Origin of the sequence: Citrobacter enshiensis, assembly GCF_029338175.1 — a bacterium.
GTDB classification, from domain to species: domain Bacteria; phylum Pseudomonadota; class Gammaproteobacteria; order Enterobacterales; family Enterobacteriaceae; genus Citrobacter_D; species Citrobacter_D enshiensis.
Genome location: NZ_CP119862.1, coordinates 196,030 through 214,586, shown reverse-complemented (window position 1 = coordinate 214,586; position 18,557 = coordinate 196,030). Strand labels below are relative to the sequence as shown.

General features: G+C 55.0%; 14 protein-coding genes. 8 read left to right on the top strand and 6 right to left on the bottom strand.

Annotated features, from left to right (window positions below):
- The first annotated feature begins 89 nt into the window (after nucleotides 1-89).
- The 3 genes from P2W74_RS00960 (at nucleotide 90) to P2W74_RS00950 (ending at nucleotide 4,283) form a co-directional block, all read left to right on the top strand.
- Nucleotides 90-932 carry a 23S rRNA (adenine(2030)-N(6))-methyltransferase RlmJ gene (locus tag P2W74_RS00960; RefSeq protein ID WP_276293558.1) on the top strand — a complete coding sequence of 281 codons (843 nt, stop codon included), beginning with the start codon at nucleotides 90-92 and terminating at the stop codon, nucleotides 930-932.
- A 71-nt stretch (nucleotides 933-1,003) separates the two neighbouring features.
- Nucleotides 1,004-2,356, top strand: coding sequence for a glutathione-disulfide reductase (gene gorA, locus P2W74_RS00955; RefSeq protein WP_203359660.1), 1,353 nt, complete (start codon nucleotides 1,004-1,006; stop codon nucleotides 2,354-2,356).
- 277 nt (nucleotides 2,357-2,633) lie between these two features.
- Complete coding sequence (locus P2W74_RS00950; RefSeq protein WP_276293557.1) at nucleotides 2,634-4,283, top strand: alpha,alpha-trehalase; 1,650 nt, start codon at nucleotides 2,634-2,636, stop codon at nucleotides 4,281-4,283.
- Nucleotides 4,284-4,291: 8 nt separating this feature from the next.
- Here the strand turns inward: P2W74_RS00950 and P2W74_RS00945 are convergent, their stop codons facing one another.
- On the bottom strand, nucleotides 4,292-5,878 hold the full coding sequence (locus P2W74_RS00945) for an STY4199 family HEPN domain-containing protein (RefSeq protein ID WP_276293556.1): 1,587 nt from the start codon (nucleotides 5,876-5,878) through the stop codon (nucleotides 4,292-4,294).
- Nucleotides 5,879-6,138: 260 nt separating this feature from the next.
- On the opposite strand from P2W74_RS00945, the gene P2W74_RS00940 reads away from it, so the two are divergent.
- Nucleotides 6,139-6,666: a GNAT family N-acetyltransferase gene (locus P2W74_RS00940; protein WP_276293555.1), complete on the top strand. Its 528-nt coding sequence runs from the start codon at nucleotides 6,139-6,141 to the stop codon at nucleotides 6,664-6,666.
- Between the two features lie 63 nt (nucleotides 6,667-6,729).
- Here the strand turns inward: P2W74_RS00940 and P2W74_RS00935 are convergent, their stop codons facing one another.
- Complete coding sequence (locus P2W74_RS00935) at nucleotides 6,730-7,488, bottom strand: SDR family NAD(P)-dependent oxidoreductase (RefSeq protein WP_192614181.1); 759 nt, start codon at nucleotides 7,486-7,488, stop codon at nucleotides 6,730-6,732.
- Nucleotides 7,489-7,607: 119 nt separating this feature from the next.
- Here P2W74_RS00935 and P2W74_RS00930 point away from each other — a divergent pair, with 119 nt between their 5' ends.
- The 3 genes from P2W74_RS00930 to P2W74_RS00920 all read left to right on the top strand — a co-directional run bounded on the left by P2W74_RS00930 (nucleotide 7,608) and on the right by P2W74_RS00920 (nucleotide 11,212).
- The gene (locus tag P2W74_RS00930) at nucleotides 7,608-8,507 is read left to right on the top strand and encodes a LysR family transcriptional regulator (RefSeq protein ID WP_276293553.1); all 900 of its coding nucleotides are present in this window, start codon (nucleotides 7,608-7,610) and stop codon (nucleotides 8,505-8,507) included.
- 80 nt (nucleotides 8,508-8,587) lie between these two features.
- The gene (gene yhjD / locus P2W74_RS00925) at nucleotides 8,588-9,616 is read left to right on the top strand and encodes an inner membrane protein YhjD (protein ID WP_276293552.1); all 1,029 of its coding nucleotides are present in this window, start codon (nucleotides 8,588-8,590) and stop codon (nucleotides 9,614-9,616) included.
- Nucleotides 9,617-9,889: 273 nt separating this feature from the next.
- On the top strand, nucleotides 9,890-11,212 hold the full coding sequence (locus P2W74_RS00920; protein WP_276293551.1) for an MFS transporter: 1,323 nt from the start codon (nucleotides 9,890-9,892) through the stop codon (nucleotides 11,210-11,212).
- A gap of 42 nt (nucleotides 11,213-11,254) precedes the next feature.
- Here P2W74_RS00920 and P2W74_RS00915 read toward each other — a convergent pair whose 3' ends face one another.
- Nucleotides 11,255-13,303: an AsmA family protein gene (locus P2W74_RS00915; RefSeq protein ID WP_276293550.1), complete on the bottom strand. Its 2,049-nt coding sequence runs from the start codon at nucleotides 13,301-13,303 to the stop codon at nucleotides 11,255-11,257.
- A 121-nt stretch (nucleotides 13,304-13,424) separates the two neighbouring features.
- Nucleotides 13,425-14,192, bottom strand: coding sequence for a cyclic-guanylate-specific phosphodiesterase (gene pdeH / locus P2W74_RS00910; RefSeq protein WP_276293549.1), 768 nt, complete (start codon nucleotides 14,190-14,192; stop codon nucleotides 13,425-13,427).
- 232 nt (nucleotides 14,193-14,424) lie between these two features.
- On the opposite strand from pdeH, the gene kdgK reads away from it, so the two are divergent.
- Nucleotides 14,425-15,354, top strand: a complete 930-nt coding sequence (gene kdgK / locus P2W74_RS00905) for a 2-dehydro-3-deoxygluconokinase (RefSeq protein ID WP_276293548.1) — start codon at nucleotides 14,425-14,427, stop codon at nucleotides 15,352-15,354.
- Between the two features lie 113 nt (nucleotides 15,355-15,467).
- Here the strand turns inward: kdgK and P2W74_RS00900 are convergent, their stop codons facing one another.
- Complete coding sequence (locus P2W74_RS00900; protein WP_276293547.1) at nucleotides 15,468-16,964, bottom strand: M16 family metallopeptidase; 1,497 nt, start codon at nucleotides 16,962-16,964, stop codon at nucleotides 15,468-15,470.
- A gap of 222 nt (nucleotides 16,965-17,186) precedes the next feature.
- Nucleotides 17,187-18,473: a dicarboxylate/amino acid:cation symporter gene (locus P2W74_RS00895; protein WP_276293546.1), complete on the bottom strand. Its 1,287-nt coding sequence runs from the start codon at nucleotides 18,471-18,473 to the stop codon at nucleotides 17,187-17,189.
- Nucleotides 18,474-18,557: the final 84 nt, after the last annotated feature.

Below are 18,557 nucleotides of genomic sequence, written 5' to 3'. Positions count from 1 at the left end.
TTTCTGTATACTGTGCCGATATGCTCTATTTTCGCCCGATGGCGCTTCGCTTATCGTGCCTACGCTTTTAACCTGGAACTCCTTTACCCATGCTCAGTTATCGCCACAGCTATCACGCTGGCAACCACGCCGACGTCCTTAAACACACCGTTCAGAGCCTGATCATCGAGTCGCTCAAAGAGAAAGAAAAACCGTTTCTCTATCTGGACACCCATGCGGGCGCTGGCCGGTATCTACTGAGTGGCGAGCATGCTGAGCGCACCGGGGAGTATCTGGAAGGCATCGCGCGCATCTGGCAGCAGGATGATTTACCGACTGAGCTGGAGCCGTACATCTCCGTCGTGCAGCATTTTAACCGCAGCGGTCAGCTGCGTTATTACCCTGGCTCGCCGCTGATTGCCCGTCAGTTGCTGCGTGAGCAAGACAGTCTGCAACTGACCGAACTGCACCCGAGCGATTTCCCCCTGCTGCGCTCCGAGTTTCAGAAAGATGAACGCGCCCGTGTGGCGCGCGCCGACGGCTATCAACAGCTGAAAGCGAAATTACCGCCGGTTTCCCGTCGCGGTCTGATCCTCATCGATCCGCCTTATGAAATGAAAACGGACTATCAGGCCGTCGTCAGCGGGATCAACGAAGGGTATAAACGTTTTGCCACTGGCACCTACGCGCTGTGGTACCCGGTCGTCCTGCGTGCGCAAATCAAACGCATGCTCAAAGAACTGGAAGCCACCGGTATTCGCCGTATTCTGCAAATTGAGCTGGCAGTCCGCCCGGACAGCGATCAACGGGGTATGACGGCATCCGGCATGATTGTGATCAACCCGCCGTGGAAGCTGGAACAGCAGATGAATGCCGTACTGCCATGGCTGCACAGCAAGCTGGTCCCGGCAGGCACCGGTCATACCGCGGTAAACTGGGTAGTGCCAGAGTAATCACAGCCATCGGTGGAACCTTTTAAGTCTCGCGCTACAATCGCAGCAATCAACGATTAAGGACAAAAGTCATGACCAAACACTATGATTACATCGCTATCGGCGGCGGCAGCGGTGGTATCGCCTCCATTAACCGCGCGGCCATGTACGGCCAGAAATGTGCGCTGATTGAAGCCAAAGAGTTAGGCGGCACCTGCGTGAACGTCGGCTGCGTACCGAAGAAAGTGATGTGGCATGCCGCGCAGATTCGTGAAGCGATCCACCTGTATGGCCCGGATTACGGCTTTGACACCACCATCAACGCGTTCAACTGGAACACATTGATCGCCAGCCGTAGCGCCTACATCGACCGTATCCACACCTCATACGATAACGTACTGGGCAAAAATAAGGTTGATGTAATCAAAGGCTTCGCCCGTTTCATTGATGCGAAAACCATTGAAGTGAATGGCGAAACGATCACTGCCGACCATATTCTGATTGCCACCGGCGGTCGCCCGAGCCACCCGGACATTCCGGGCGTGGAATACGGTATCGACTCTGACGGCTTCTTTGAACTGCCCGCGCTGCCGGAACGCGTTGCGGTCGTCGGGGCCGGTTACATCGCTGTCGAACTGGCGGGTGTGATCAACGGTCTGGGCGCTAAAACGCATCTGTTCGTGCGTAAACACGCGCCGCTGCGCAACTTTGACCCGATGATCACCGAAACGCTGGTCGAAGTGATGAATGCCGAAGGCCCTCAGCTTCACACCAACGCCATCCCGAAAGCAGTGGTTAAAAACGCCGACGGCAGCCTGACGCTGCAACTGGAAGACGGTCGCAGCGAAACCGTTGATTGCCTGATTTGGGCTATCGGTCGCGAACCGGCAACCGATAACTTCAATCTGGCGGCAACGGGCGTGAAAACCAGTGAAAAAGGTTACATCGTCGTCGATAAATTCCAGAACACGAATGTAGATGGCATTTACGCGGTGGGCGATAACACCGGCGCGGTAGAGCTGACGCCAGTGGCAGTGGCAGCGGGTCGTCGTCTCTCTGAGCGTTTGTTTAACAACAAACCGAACGAGCATCTGGACTACAGCAACGTTCCGACCGTGGTCTTCAGCCACCCGCCGATTGGCACCGTGGGACTGACCGAACCCCAGGCGCGCGAGCAGTATGGCGACGATCAGGTAAAAGTGTACAAATCGTCATTTACCGCGATGTACACGGCGGTGACCTCTCACCGTCAGCCGTGCCGCATGAAGCTGGTCTGCGTAGGACCGGAAGAGAAGATTGTCGGTATCCACGGCATCGGTTTCGGTATGGATGAAATGCTGCAAGGCTTTGCGGTAGCGCTGAAAATGGGCGCAACCAAAAAAGACTTCGACAACACTGTCGCCATCCATCCCACCGCGTCGGAAGAATTTGTTACGATGCGTTAAGTTTCGAATGCCCCTCCCCGGAGGGGCATTTTTTTACCCTTCATCAGTCGCTTTTAACCGAATGCTCTGATTTTTTGTCCGCTATTGTTGTAAATCACTCTGGCGATAACGGCTTATAAATCATCAAGTCACGAGATATACGCACTCGTTCCCCTCAGCCATAAATGTGAACCACCGCACACTTTGCACCCCGCGCACCGAAGCGAATGTCTACGCTTAAAAAACAGCCGGGCAACACCCGTATCTTTTACGACGCAATCCGGAGGTCCTTCTCATTATGCTCAACCAGAAACTGCAACACGTCCCTTCCGACGAAATGACGATCGAGGTTGATCTGATTTATGAAACGGATCCGCACGAGTTAAAGCTGGATGAAATGATCGAGGCAGAGCCGGAACCCGAGATGATTGAGGGGCTTCCCGCCTCCGACGCGCTTACGCCAGCCGATCGTTACCTCGAACTGTTCGAACATGTGCAATCCGCCCGAATCTTTGCCGACAGCAAAACCTTCCCGGACTGCGCGCCAAAGATGGAGCCGCTCGATATTCTGATCCGCTACCGTAAAGTCAGACGACACCGTGATTTCAACCTGCGACAGTTTGTGGAAAACCACTTCTGGCTGCCGGACGTGTGCTCCACGGAATATGTCTCTAACCCGGAAAATTCGCTGAAAGAGCATATCGACCAGCTCTGGCCCGTGCTGACGCGCGAGCCGCAGGATCACATTCCGTGGTCTTCGCTGCTGGCGTTACCGCAGTCCTACATTGTGCCTGGCGGGCGATTCAGCGAAACCTACTACTGGGACTCCTATTTCACCATGCTGGGGCTGGCGGAAAGTGGTCGCGGAGATCTCCTGAAATGTATGGCGGACAACTTCGCCTGGATGATTGAGAACTACGGCCATATTCCGAACGGCAACCGTACCTACTATCTGAGTCGTTCACAGCCGCCGGTGTTTGCCCTGATGGTAGAACTGTTCGAAGAAGATGGCGTACGCGGCGCACGGCGTTACCTCGACCATCTGAAGATGGAGTACGCATTCTGGATGGACGGCGCGGAATCCCTGGTGCTCAATCAGGCCTATCGTCACGTCGTCCGGATGCCCGACGGTTCGCTGCTTAACCGTTACTGGGACGATCGCGACACCCCGCGTGACGAGTCGTGGCTGGAGGATGTGGAAACCGCCAAACATTCCGGTCGCCCTCCCAATGAGGTGTATCGCGATCTGCGTGCCGGTGCGGCTTCCGGCTGGGATTACTCATCCCGCTGGCTGCGCGATACAGCGCGACTGGCAAGTATTCGCACCACCCAGTTTATCCCCGTCGATCTCAACGCCTTTTTGTTCAAACTGGAGAGCGCCATTGCCAATATTTCTGCGCTAAAAGGCGACCGGGACACCGAGGCTCTTTTCCGCCAGAAGGCCAGCGGCCGTCGTGCCGCCGTGAACCGTTACCTGTGGGATAACGATAATGGCTGCTATCGGGACTACGACTGGCGGCGCGAGCAGATGGCCCTGTTCTCCGCCGCCAGCATTGTGCCTCTGTATGTCGGCATGGCGACGCATGAACAGGCCGATCACCTGAGCAGCGCGGTCCGCAGCCGCTTACTGACGCCCGGTGGGATTATGGCGACCGAATACGAAACCGGCGAGCAGTGGGATAAACCCAACGGCTGGGCGCCGCTACAGTGGATGGCTATTCAGGGGTTCAAGATGTATGGCGATGATGCCCTTGGTGATGAGATCGCGCGTAGCTGGCTACAAACGGTGAACCATTTTTACCAGCATCATCATAAACTTATTGAAAAATACCATATCGCGGGCGGCACGCCGCGTGAAGGCGGCGGCGGCGAATATCCCCTGCAGGATGGGTTCGGCTGGACCAACGGTGTGGTGCGCCGCCTGATTGGATTGTACGGGGAGCCGTAGCGCCCCCGCTATCCGCGAATCTCCTTATAAATGGCGGTCTGAATCTTCAGCCATTTCTTGTTGTCCGCGCTGGGTTCAGCGCGGGCGCGTAATGTCGCCTGCTCAGCCTCATGTTTTTGGCTCGCCACGACCGCAGGCACGGTGCAAAAACGTTGCAGATACAAGGCGTGTTCGGCGGTCAGCGACGCGCCGTTCGACATGGCGTGTCCCAGGGTATTGATAAACCGTCGACAGGGTTTAGGCTCATCCATCTGCGAGGGATAACGGAGCAACAGCTGCAACACGTCAGTATTTCCCAGGGCAAAAGCCTGCTCGGTCCAGGCTAACTGCCAGTTCATCCCGCCCTGTAAAAACAGCGTTGTGATACGGGTGTCATTCCTGTCGATAGCCGCCCGCATGTTAAATGCATCCCAGGTGATCCCCTTTTGCGTGATGCTCTCCCGCGGGGAAGGGGCTTCCCGTTTCGGCTCATTCTTCACGATCTCAACACCCGGCGCGGCTGGCGGCTGTTGCGAACTGAATAACCAAATTCCGCCCCCCAGTATCGCCAGCACCATTACGCCAACGGCGCCCCACAGGGTGCCGGAGATCAGCTGTTCTCGCTCTTCAGCGGTACGTTGCGGCCGTTTGCGCGGGGGTTCTATCGTTTCACCGATCTCCTGCAGATCGCCACCCGTCGGATGATTTTTGTGCCGCGCGCGCTCCCAATACTGTTCCAGTTGCGCGTCATCGACAATCAGCAACGAGGCGGGATTCACCCGCGCACGCCCGCGCTCAAACGCCCGCTGTACCGGGCGGGTAATCTGCTGGTACTGGCAGGAAAGCAGCGTCAACTGCGCTGCCGTAAGTGGTTCACCGGCAATCACGCCGTTACGCGCCTGTCGACAGTCGTCGAGAAATTGCCTTAGCGTCGCACGGGGTTCAACAAACAGCGTCAGTACGGAGGTATCATCAAACACCCCGGCGTAGTGGCGGGCAAAGCTCTTTTTATCGACCACCATCAGCGCCAGCTCACTAAAGCACATTCCACTGAGCGCCTCCTGGTCGTCACCCTGCTTTATCCAGTGCCTGAGGCGATCGGCACCAAAATGCTGTTTTAAATACGCATTCAGTGACTGGCTGTCCGGCCAGACCTGCGCCACCAGTCCTTTTAAAACCAGCTCAATCGTACGAAGCTGGCGCTCTGCACGCCGTTGTTGGCTTTCATCGCTGGCGTCTACGTCTGTGAGATACGTCAGCAGCGGCTGGCACTGGCGCAGCTGTTCCAGCGCGGTGACGAAACGCAGCGCGGCAATGAGCTGATTCTCACTTACGGCCTGTCCGTTTTCATATTGCGGTACGCATTGCTGGAGATGGCGCAACCGTAGGGTAAACTGGCTGAGTTGCGCGTCATTCATATGCAGTCGTTTTGCGATGGCATTCCAGCCGCCGAGGTTCAAACGGGCCTGATCCAGTTGCTCCAGAAACCAGCGCGGATCTTTCCCCTCGGAGGCATGGACCCCTAACAACAGCAAAATTTCTACCGATGCGTGGCGGATAATACCCAGACAGTGCTCAAAGGTAGTGCTTGTCGTCTGTAAAACGCTGATCGTCATTATCATCCTTAATGTAAATAACGCCCACCAGGGGTAACACCGTTCACTTCAGCCAATGAATGAGGGGAAACACCGGGATTTGGTTCCCGGAGGGACGCCAAACCCGGTGGTCGCCCCGGATATCTCGGAACTAACGGTGTTACCTCCAGGGGAGTTCGTTATATTCATTTTAATTATCTGTTTTTATAGATATAACAAGTTAAACATATATAACAGTGACCACGACGTGAACATTGAGAAAATTATTCGGAGGTATGCTTGTGCCCGTACTGAAAACCTCTCGCCTGACCTGTCGCCCGATTGAGCCTGCCGACTGGCCCTTTTTTCTTTCGCTACAGCAACACCCTGACGTGATGCGCTATGTGGACGATGCGCGTAGCGAAGCAGACATTCGCGAGGCCTTCGACTCCCGATTGCCCGAATGGCAGCCTAGAAGCCCTCACTGGCTGTGTCTGATCCTTTGCGACAACGAAACGGGCAAGCCGCTTGGCATCAACGGTTATATTCATCGCGGGAAAGATTGCGCCGAAGTCGGGTTCCTGCTGGCTCCCGAGGCTCAGGGAAAAGGTTATGGGACTGAGTCTTTACGCGCCGTCTGCGACTATGCTTTTTCCGCGGGCGGTCTGCGGCGACTGACAGCCTGCGTCACCGCAGGCAATCAGGCTTCTCGCCAGTTGCTGGAAAAAACAGGATTTGTGCTGGAAGGGACGCTGCGCGAAAGCTACTGGTTGCAGCAACGGTGGCAGGATGACTGGCTCTTTGGCCTGTTAAAGCATGAGTGGCGCTGATATTCGCTCGCCGATGCTACTCCGGCGGACAACCTCGCCCGCCGGATCTCATCCACCCCACGCTTACAGGAACATGCCGCCTGACACTTCAATTCGCTGCGCAGTCATCCACCCCAGTTCATCACTGAGCAATGCGACAATGGCATCACCAATATCCCCCGGCAAGCCTGCGCGTCCCAACGCGGTTTGCGACGCAACGTAGGCATTCAGTTCTTTGTTGTCTCGCAGTCTGCCGCCGCCAAAATCAGTCTCAATCGCACCAGGCGCAATGCTGTTCACCGTGATCCCGCGCTCGCCCAACTCTTTGGCCTGATAGCGTGTCAGCACTTCCATCGCCCCTTTCATTGAGGCGTAGGCCGCGTACCCCGGCAGGGCAAAACGGGCCAGCCCCGTTGAGACATTCAGGATCCGTCCCCCATTTTTAATCAGCGGTAACAGGCGCTGGGTCAGGAAGAAAGGGCCTTTAAAATGGATGCTCAATAATTCATCAAACATGGCTTCCGGCGTGTCCGCAAACGGCGCATACAGGCCAATACCGGCATTGTTCACTAAATAATCAAACGTCTCGCGATTCCAGACACTTTTCAGTTGTGTTTTGACGTCGCGGGTGAATGTCGCAAAACTGGCAATATCACTGACGTTCAGCTGTATTGCCACCGCTTTCCTCCCTTTTCGCTCAATTTCAGCGACAACATCCAGCGCCGCCTGCTGCTGGCTATTCCAGGTGAAAATAATATCCGTTCCCTTGTCTGCCAACTTCAACGCCGCGTTTTTACCCAGTCCACGGCTGCCGCCGGTCACTAATGCGATACGTTGTGTCATAAGAAACCTCATTTCAGCTGTTGTGAAGATTGAGAAAGAGCTTATTAGGTGATAGAAAAATAATAAATATAGCCAGATGCGCATCACTGTTTCACACAGAACAACAATAGGCGGTCGGGATGGATAAAATTCACGCAATGCAGTTGTTCATCCGCGTCGCGGAACTGGAGAGTTTTTCGCGCGCCGCCGAGACATCCGGCCTCCCTAAAGGTAGCGTATCTCGCCAGATTCAGGCGCTGGAGAACCTGCTCGGGACGCAGCTACTGCACCGGACTACGCGACGCGTTCAGCTCACGCAGGACGGTATGGTCTATTACGAGCGCGCCAAAGATCTGCTGAGCAATCTTGATGAGCTGGACGGTCTGTTTCAGCACGACCCAAAAAGCATCAGCGGTAAACTGCGGGTGGATATGCCGGTGGGCGTCGCCAAAAACCTGGTCATGCCACAGCTCCCGCAATTTTTGCATCAGTATCCGGGGATTGAACTGGAGCTCAGCAGCAGCGACCGCCTGGTCGATTTAATTCGCGAGGGCTTTGACTGCGTCGTGCGCGTTGGCACGCTGAAAGATTCTGGATTGATCGCTCGCCCGCTGGGGAAGCTGTCGGTCATTAACTGCGCCAGCCCCCAGTATCTGGCGCGCTTTGGCTATCCGGAGAGTCTGGAAGATCTGGCCTCCCATGCGGTGGTGCACTACTCACTCAATCTGGGCACACGCCCGCAGGGTTTCGAAGTCGCAACGGCCAATGGAACGCAGTGGATTAAAACGGGCGGCATATTAACGGTGAACAGCACCGAGACCTATCATGCGGCTTGCCTGGCGGGTCTGGGCATCATTCAGGTGCCGCGCGTTGGGGTGCGCGATGCGCTGCGTGCAGGAACGCTCATTGAAGTGTTACCGCAATATCGTGCCGACGCCATGCCGGTTTCACTGCTGTATCCACACCGTCGCAACCTTTCCCGTCGGGTACATCTGTTTATGGCGTGGTTAACCGGCGTGATGAAAGGCTATGTGGATTAGCGTCTGGCCGTACTTTTCGGGAAGCCGCCCAGAGAGGCTATACTAACCCGATAGCAGACAAAAAAAGGACTATCGACCTGATGATGCAGGAAAATGACGTAAAACGCCCGGATCAGGAACTGGAGCACGACCCGATTCAAACCGTAGAGACTGACGCGCGTGAAGCGTCAGAGAAAAGCGGCAAAGCCCGCAAGACGCTAAAAACCGTCACCACGACAGCGCAAAAGTTCCAACGCCAGCCCGTGATTGCCCATCTACTCCGTGCAGCAGAACGTTTTAATGACCGACTGGGAAACCAGTTCGGCGCGGCCATTACCTACTTCTCGTTTCTGTCGATGATCCCCATTCTGATGGTGTCATTCGCCGCCGCCGGTTTTATTCTCGCGTCGCACCCCACGCTGCTCCAGGATATCTTCGAAAAAATTCTGCAAAACGTCAGCGATCCCACGTTAGCCGCCACGCTGAAAAGCACGATCAATACCGCCGTTCAGCAGCGTACTACCGTCGGTCTGGTCGGTCTGGGGATCGCGCTCTATTCCGGCATCAACTGGATGGGAAACCTGCGGGAAGCGATTCGCGCCCAGTCGCGGGACGTGTGGGAACGCACACCGCAGGATCAGGAAAAAATCTGGATAAAATACCTGCGTGACTTTATCTCCCTGATCGGTCTGCTGGTCGCGTTGATCGTCACCCTCTCCATCACCTCCATCGCCGGGTCCGCCCAGCAGATGATCATTTCGGCGCTGTATCTCGACAGCATCGAATGGCTGAAACCCGCCTGGCGGCTGATCGGACTGGCCATTTCAATCTTTGCCAACTACCTGTTGTTCTTCTGGATTTTCTGGCGATTGCCGCGCCATCGCCCGCGCAAGAAAGCGCTGATCCGTGGAACATTTATTGCCGCCATCGGCTTTGAAGTCATCAAAATCATCATGACGTGGACGCTGCCCGCGCTGGTGAAATCCCCTTCCGGCGCCGCATTTGGCTCAGTGCTGGGTCTGATGGCGTTCTTCTATTTCTTCGCCCGCCTGACGCTCTTCTGCGCGGCCTGGATTGCCACCGCGCAATACAAAGACGATCCACGGATGCCAGGCAAAACACACCGTTAAATCATTCATGGGGCTGATGAAAAATAAAAAATATCAGCCCCTCTCGCCATTTCAGAATATAAATCCAGTCCTTAACTTTTATTTAACCAAAAACCAGTTTTATTATCTAAGTTTAAAATTCTGTGAAGCATTTCATAGAAGCGAAATCGCTGGCCTAAAAATTATCCCCTTTTTGCCGCTTTTCTGAGCAAAATCCCATTTTGTTACATATTGAAATGTCTCTTTTGCTGTGCGTAATATGGCCATTCGTTCGCCAAAAAATAAGAAAATACTATGCAAGCAACCGCCACAACACTCGACAACGAGCAGGAACACACGCCGGTCAATTCGCGTAATAAAGTCGTCATCGCATCACTCATCGGTACCGCCATTGAGTTTTTCGACTTTTACATTTACGCGACCGCCGCCGTGATCGTGTTCCCCCATATTTTCTTCCCACAGGGCGATCCTGCGGCCGCCACACTACAGTCGCTTGCCACCTTCGCCATCGCCTTTGTGGCACGCCCGATTGGCTCCGCCGTATTCGGCCATTTTGGCGACCGCGTTGGCCGCAAAGTGACGCTGGTGGCTTCACTGCTGACAATGGGGATCTCCACCGTCATCATTGGCCTGCTGCCCGGTTACGCGACGATCGGTATTTTCGCCCCGCTGTTGCTGGCGCTGGCGCGTTTTGGCCAGGGGCTGGGACTTGGCGGTGAATGGGGCGGCGCGGCGCTGCTGGCGACGGAAAACGCGCCGCCGCGCAAACGCGCGCTGTACGGCTCCTTCCCTCAGTTGGGCGCGCCTATCGGTTTCTTCTTTGCCAACGGTACGTTCCTGTTGCTCTCCTGGTTACTGACCGATGAGCAATTCATGAGCTGGGGCTGGCGTGTACCGTTTATTTTCTCTGCGGTGCTGGTGATTATTGGTCTGTATGTGCGCGTCTCTTTGCACGAAACGCCCGTATTCGCGAAAGTCGCCGCCGCCAAAAAACAGGTAAAAATTCCGCTGGGAACCCTGCTGACAAAACATGTGCGCGTCACGGTGCTTGGCACATTTATCATGCTGGCGACCTATACGCTGTTTTATATCATGACCGTTTATTCCATGACCTTCAGTACCGCTGCCGCCCCTGTGGGCCTCGGTATGTCGCGTAACGACGTATTGTGGATGCTGATGATGGCCGTTATCGGATTCGGCGTGATGGTGCCGGTGGCAGGTCTGCTGGCAGATGCATTTGGCCGTCGTAAAAGCATGGTCATTATCACCACGATGATCATTCTGTTTGCGCTGTTCGCCTTTAAACCGCTGCTGGGCTCCGGTAATTCGGTGTTGGTATTCGCTTTCCTGCTGCTGGGGTTGAGTCTGATGGGGCTGACCTTCGGCCCAATGGGCGCACTGCTGCCGGAGTTGTTCCCGACCGAGGTACGCTACACCGGTGCGTCGTTCTCCTATAACGTCGCGTCGATTCTCGGTGCCTCTGTCGCCCCCTACATTGCTGCGTGGTTGCAGGCAAACTACGGTCTGGCAGCGGTGGGCATTTACCTGGCCTCGATGGCGGGACTGACGCTGATAGCGCTCCTGTTAACGCATGAGACGCGCCACCAGTCGCTGTAATGTGATTGCCGGATAAGCTGCAGGTTTATCCGGCATACAATGCTACTTCTTCATCTGCGACAGAATCGTCCGGCACTGGTTAGCATCGCCTTCAGACGGGGAAATCAGCGCCAGCAGCGCGGCAGCGGGGGTCACTAAGGTCGCCAGCACCGCGGCAACCGCGCCTCGTGCTATCAATGCACCGGCCTTCACGCCCGCCTGTGGATTCTTGAACGTTCCACGCACGTACAGCGGTGAACGCAGGGTAATGATACGAATCCCTTTACTCTCTGGATCGATGGTTAAATCAAGTTGTTCAGAGGCAAAACTGGCCGTTCCGATGACGTTAATCACCGCATTTTCTGTATCAAAAGCAAAAAGTTGTGGGCGTGCTACACCATTGGTAATGTCGAGATTCGCCGCCGCGCAATTCACTCGTACTTCGTCATCGCCAAATATTTGCCCAACAATAAAGTTACCTACGTTCAATCCAACAATTTCCATCAGATTCCGGCTGACCAGACCGTCGTTCATCAACAGTTTCAGATTGCCATTACTGTTGCCTAACAGCGCCGCGACGGAGTTCCCGCTGCCACGAATCTGGGCATCCCCGTTCATCTCGCCGAGGGTTTTTTGCATTAATTCCACGTCAGGCATCAATGCCTTGAGCTTGAGACGACGCGCCTGGATTTCCGCCCGCCCTCGCATGGGTTTCTTGTCCCCTTCCAGATGAATGTTGGAAACGATGCTGCCGCCCGCCAGACCAAATTTCAGCGGCTGCAGGCGCAAATCGGCGTTCTTCAGGATGATGTGTGTGGAAAGATCGCGAATCGGCAGGCTGCTACCGTGCTCAATGCGTCGCCCCTTAAAACGCACATCGGCATCCATCACATCCCATTTATCGGTTTCAAAACGGTCATAAGGCAGGACTTTGCCCGCAGGCTGAAGGTCTTTCTCACCTTTGCGTTGTTCAGTTCGGCTCCCCTTGCCGGAGTCCACGCCAATCAACGGGCCGAGATCGGCCAGCCGAAGCTGGCGCGATTCCACATCGCCTTCCAGTTTTGGTCGCGGCTTGCCAGTGGTATACGTCAGCGAGCCATGAACATCGCTGTCGCCAATCCGCCCGTTAAAGTTGCGATAATCAAAGACAGAGGATTTCTCCGTGTCGATTTTCGCCACCAGCCGCCCGTCCGTTTCAAACGGCGGGGTGTCGGGCAGCAGTACGCCTGTCAGGTCGTATAATTCACCCAGCGAATCACCGGAAAATTTGAGCTGCAGATCGACCCCGCCCATCCTGCCGGGATCGTTCACTACGCCTACCAATGCCACGCGGGTGTTGCCCGATCGAAAGTCGGCTTGCACCGGGAACGGCGTGCCTTCGCTGCGTAAGGCCAGCATACCGCCAATTTTGCCTGTTCCGGTAAGCGGCTCGCCGTTGTAGCGCCCCTGCACCTTCAGGCCAAAAACATAATCCTCAACCCTGGCGGTGTTGTTGTTATCCTTCGCGCCCGTCACTTCGCTAAAGGGCAGCGGTTTGCCCAGCGGATCGACCAGGATCTCGACGTCAGCTTTGCTCACCTGGTCGTTGATCGCGATACGGCCTTGATCAAACAGAATATTATCCAGCCGGAAAGACCAGCCCGACGGCGGCGCAGGCGGATCGTTGCGATCGTCGCCCGCCACATTAAACGTCCAGTTATTATTTTGTTCAGACAGGCGAATGAGGCGTGCATCCGGTTTCACCAGTTTGATCCACGGAAGCCAGACGGTTTTGGTCAATAACGCTAAAGGCGCCAGCGTGGCTTCAACGCGCGGCAGGTGCACCATGGTGATATCCGGGATATCCGGCGGATTACCGAGAATAATGTCTTCTGCGTGGACGTGCGGCCACGGAACCCAGCTACGCCAGCCCGTTTCCTGCGGCTGGCGTTCCCACACCACCCCGAGGTCGCCCCGTATGGCGAAGGGTCGATTGAGTTCAGTAGAGACTTTCTGGTTGATGGTCGGTTTGAGGCGATTCCAGTCAAATGTCGCGATCAGAATGATGAACACAGCGATCAACAACAAGAAAGTCCCTGATATTGCAGCCGTTATTTTGCCTGCTTTCGTCATACTTTACGTCCTCGCTTCTGTCCTTGCCTGTCCTAAAGATAGTCCAGCAGGCGAAAAAGGAGGCAGGCAGTGTCCGGGAATGCCGCGTCAACCACGCGACATTACGGGAAACAGCCCATCATTACAGCGTCAAAATCACCTCTTCGAGCGTGTCCAGCGCGACCGGGCGCGACAAGAAATAGCCTTGCGCGGCAAACGCAGGCGAGTTCTGCACATCGCGCCACTCTTCCAGTGTTTCAACACCTTCGACAATGACGCCACGGCAATAACGGTTCATCAGTTGCAGCAGCAAAGTGAACAGATTTCGCCCTTCTGGGGTTTGTCGCAGCATGACAAACAGATCCCTGGCGACTTTGATGTAGTCGTAACGCACTTCACTGAGCGCGGAGAAGTTTGCCATTCCGGTCCCAAAGTCATCCAGCCAGAGCGGGCCAAACTCACACATTGAGGCGAACGATGAATCTTTTGGCAGGCGGATGTGCTCTACCAGCTCGAAGCGCAGCCAGGGCAGGCGTTCAATCGTTTTCAGGATATCGCTTTGTTGGCGCATGGCGATCAGCGTCGGACCGTCGACGTTCACCGAGGCCAGTAAATCATGCTGTCTGAAAAAGCGTTCATTCTTTTCCAGCAGAGCGAGCTGCTCTTTTACAACATCGATACGGTGTCGCACCGTCACTTCGGCAAAATAGCGATCCGGGGCCAGACGTTGAGCGGGATTATCAGGGTGAGTCACCACCGTCAGCAGTTCGACAGCCATCAATCGTCCGCTGGTCTGATAAATCGGTTGATAGGTATAAGCCCGCTCGCACTGCAGCCAAAAGCGCCGCTCCTGCAAGCTTTCGATGCTTGCATCAGGAATGCTTAGCTGCTGGATAACCTGCTTTATCATCTCAGATGTCCTGTGTGTGAGAGTGTGACTGCCCGGACTCGTCAAAGGTTATCGGCGCTTCAACGGAGAACTTTATGTTCAGTCCCTTGCAAAATAAAAAACAGATCGCCAAAAAATCAGCACAGAATACGCGTTGGCTCAAAAAAATAATGGAACGTTGTTTTAATATAGTTGACCACTAAACACCCACAGCGCACACTACCGCTACTATTTTCAGAGCAGGTTCACGACTATGTCCAAAAAGATTGCCGTGATTGGCGAATGCATGATTGAGCTGTCACAGAAAGGCGCAGACGTTCAGCGCGGATTCGGTGGCGACACGTTGAATACATCCGTTTATATCGCCCGCCAGGTCGATTCTGCGGCATTATCCGTTCACTATGTCACGGCACTGGGCACTGATAATTTCAGCCAGCAAATGCTGGAATCCTGGCAGGGTGAAAACGTCGACACCTCCCTGACGCAACGCATGGAGAACCGTCTGCCGGGCCTCTACTACATTGAGACCGACAGCACCGGCGAGCGCACCTTCTATTACTGGCGTAATGAAGCCGCGGCAAAATTCTGGCTGGAGAGCGAGCAGTCTGCCGCGATCTGCGAGGAGCTGGCGACATTCGATTACCTGTATCTGAGCGGCATCAGCCTTGCGATCCTGAGTCCAACCAGCCGCGAGAAGTTATTGACCCTGCTGAGCGAGTGTCGCGCCAACGGCGGAAAAGTCATTTTTGACAACAACTACCGTCCTCGCCTGTGGGCAAGTATTGAAGAGACGCAACAGGTGTACCAGCAGATGCTGGAATGCACCGACATCGCCTTCCTGACGCTGGATGATGAAGACGCGCTGTGGGGCGAAAAACCGGTTGCGGACGTGTTTGCACGCACCCATGCGGCGGGCGTACAAGAAGTGGTGGTGAAACGCGGTGCGGACTCTTGCCTGGTCTCGATCCAGGGTGAGGAACTGATCGACGTCGCGGCGGTGAAACTGCCGAAAGAGAAGGTGATTGACACTACCGCTGCGGGCGACTCCTTCAGCGCAGGTTATCTGGCGGTGCGTTTGACCGGCGGCACTGCGGTTGATGCGGCAAAACGCGGGCACCTGACGGCCAGCACCGTTATCCAGCATCGCGGGGCAATCATCCCGCGCGACGCGATGCCTCAGTAATGCGCATTATCAGGCCTACAAGAGCGTAGGCCTGATAAGTATAGCGCCATCAGGCATCACACCATCGCCGGATAAGGCGTTAACGCCTTATCCGGCCTACCTGTCTACCCTGTCTACTGTGCCGCCGGAATGTCGGTCACTTCCGGATGCGACTCATCCATTTCTACGCTGGTCGTGGCTGCCGCTGAGGCGACAGGCGCCATGATTTGATCCCATGTTGCCTGTAAATCCTTCATATTGAACTCTGGCTCGCCTTTCGGTTGCAGCAGAATCAGTGCCATATCCTGCGATAACTGCTGGCGGAGATCCTGGTTCAGCATTTCAACGGTGAGGCTGTTGAGGAAGTCCTGACGCAGCTTCTGATACTGCTCAGGCGCGATATCCACCACCTGATTTTGCAGCGAACGCATACGCTGGCTAATCAGGATGTCAGTATCGGTACGCGCATAGGTCGCAAACAACTTCTGCAATTCCAGACTCTTTTGCGCCACCAGCGCGTTAAATTCCTCTTCCGGCAGGCCATCGTTGCGAACTTTCGCCAGCTCACGCGCCACCATCCCCAAATTCGCATTCAGCCTGTCGTTGGCTGACTCGATGTTGATCGCGCACTGGGCGCGCAGGAACAGTACCCGGCAGTCGAAGCCGAGGCCAATTTTGGCGTTGTTCTTGCTCAGCGCCTGCTGTATATGCCAGAACAGCGCTTCACGGGCTAAATCGGCACGCCAGTAACGCAGCAACGCGGCAGACTCGCGGATAGGCTGCCACGGCGCGTCCCACATAATGGAAAGACGATCCTGGCGTACGGCATCCGTCATAATACTGACCGCTTCCGCACGCAGCGGCGAAAGGGTCGATACTGGCGCAGGTGTTTCACGCTTACCTTTTAACTCGCCAAAGGTTTTGTTGATTTGCTCGGCAACCGAACGCGCATCAACGTTGCCAACAATAATCAGCGTCATCGTGTCCGGGGTGTACCATTTCTGGTAGAAATCTTCAATTTTCGCCGCATCGACCGGCTGTTTCAGCGGGTCTGCGGGGTCATGGCCTAACAATGCCGACCCTTTCAGACGATAGCGCCACCAACCTTCTTTGGTGTCCATCGGCCAGGTCGTGACCATATCTTCGCTGCTCAGCGCGTGATTCACCGTTTCCGGCGTGATCGTCAGCTTACCTGAGACGTTGGCCAGGTAAGAGAGTGCTTCTTTAAGCAGATCGTTACGGCTATTTGGCAAGCTGAGGTTATACAGCGTGGAATCGTAAGAAACGATAACCGGTGGCATCGGGCGTTTAGGATCAAACCCCTGCTGCCAAAGTGAACGTGCTTGCGTGGCCTCCAGGCCGCCGCTTTGTGTCAGCGCAATGCGCGGGATGGCATGGCTGAAACCGCTCTGTTGTGTACTCTCGGCGAGAGAACCGGTATTGACCAGCAGGCGAACCTCAATTCGGTCGCTGGGGCGCTGCGGAGTGGCTAACACTTGCCACTGTAAACCATTTGCCAGCGTCCCCTGTTGCCATGCTGGATCGGGCTGGAGCGCATCAGCCTGCACATAGCCGGCAGCGGCCATCATCAGCAAACCGCCCGCTAAAAGTCGAATTTTTGTGCCCTGCATGTGAACCCCTGATCAACAATCCTGGTAATAAAAAGACAATCCTGAAAAAGGCTTATCTGAATATGACGTTAAAAACACTTCGTGTTAGACCGCAAAAACATGGAAATGTCACGGATGAAGTGTAAAAAAACCGAAGCGCCCGGTAAGGCGATTCTGGTGCAGGGGTCAATTATGCGCAAACACCCGCAGTCCTGGAAGGGACTGCGGGCATTAGTGGTGAGATTAAGAGGATATTTCGTGCGATTTGCCTTCCGACGCACGATTATTCAGCACATCGTCGAGTTTTTTGTGGTCCAGTTCTTTCACCCATTTGGCAACCACGACTGTCGCCACGCCGTTACCGACCAGGTTGGTCAACGCACGGGCTTCAGACATAAAGCGGTCGATACCGAGGATCAGCGCCAGACCCGCAACCGGTAAATGCCCGACGGCGGAGATGGTGGCAGCCAGAACGATAAAGCCACTTCCGGTAACCCCGGCGGCCCCTTTCGAGGAGAGCAGCAACACCACCAATAGCGTTATCTGATGGAAAATATCCATATGGCTGTTCGTCGCCTGCGCGATAAACACCGCCGCCATGGTCAGATAGATGGATGTGCCATCCAGGTTGAATGAATAGCCGGTTGGAATAACCAACCCGACGACCGACTTCCGACAGCCCAGTTTTTCCATCTTGTCGAGCATACGCGGCAACGCAGACTCGGAAGAAGAGGTCCCCAGTACAATCAGCAGTTCTTCACGGATGTAGCGAATAAATTTGAAAATGCTGAAGCCGGTTGCGCGGGCGATCCCACCCAGCACCACCACCACGAACAGGATACAGGTGATATAGAAGCAGATGATCAACTGCCCTAACTGCACCAGCGACCCCACGCCGTATTTACCGATGGTAAAGGCCATCGCGCCAAACGCACCGATAGGCGCCAGACGCATGATCATATTGATGATGCCGAAGATGACCTGCGAGAAGCTTTCAATCACGTTGAAAATCATCTGCCCCTTGCTGCCCAGGCGATGGAGAGCAAAACCGAACATCACGGCAAACAGCAAGACCTGCAGGATGTTACCACTGGCAAATGCACCGATAACGCTGCCCGGGATGATATCCATCAGGAAGCCCACGATCCCCTGGTCCTTCGCCTGCTCAGCGTAAATCGCGACGGCTTTGGCATCCAGAGTTGCCGGATCGACGTTCATCCCGGCGCCAGGTTGCACCACGTTAACAATGATGAGGCCGATGATCAGCGCGATAGTACTGACGACTTCAAAGTACAGCAGCGCAACCGCACCTGTGCGGCCAACGGCTTTCATGCTTTCCATACCTGCAATGCCGGTCACGACAGTACAGAAGATGACAGGAGCGATGACCATCTTAATGAGCTTAACGAACGCGTCGCCAAGCGGTTTCATTTGAGCGCCTAATTCAGGGTAGTAATGGCCAAGGAGTATACCAATGGCGATTGCCGTCAGGACCTGAAAGTAAAGGCTTTTGAACAGAGAGGTTTTCATAGGGTGTCCTTGAAGTAAAAACCACAGGCCTTGTAAGGTTATGATTGACCTGCGGCCTTAAAATAACACCCCGACAACATGACA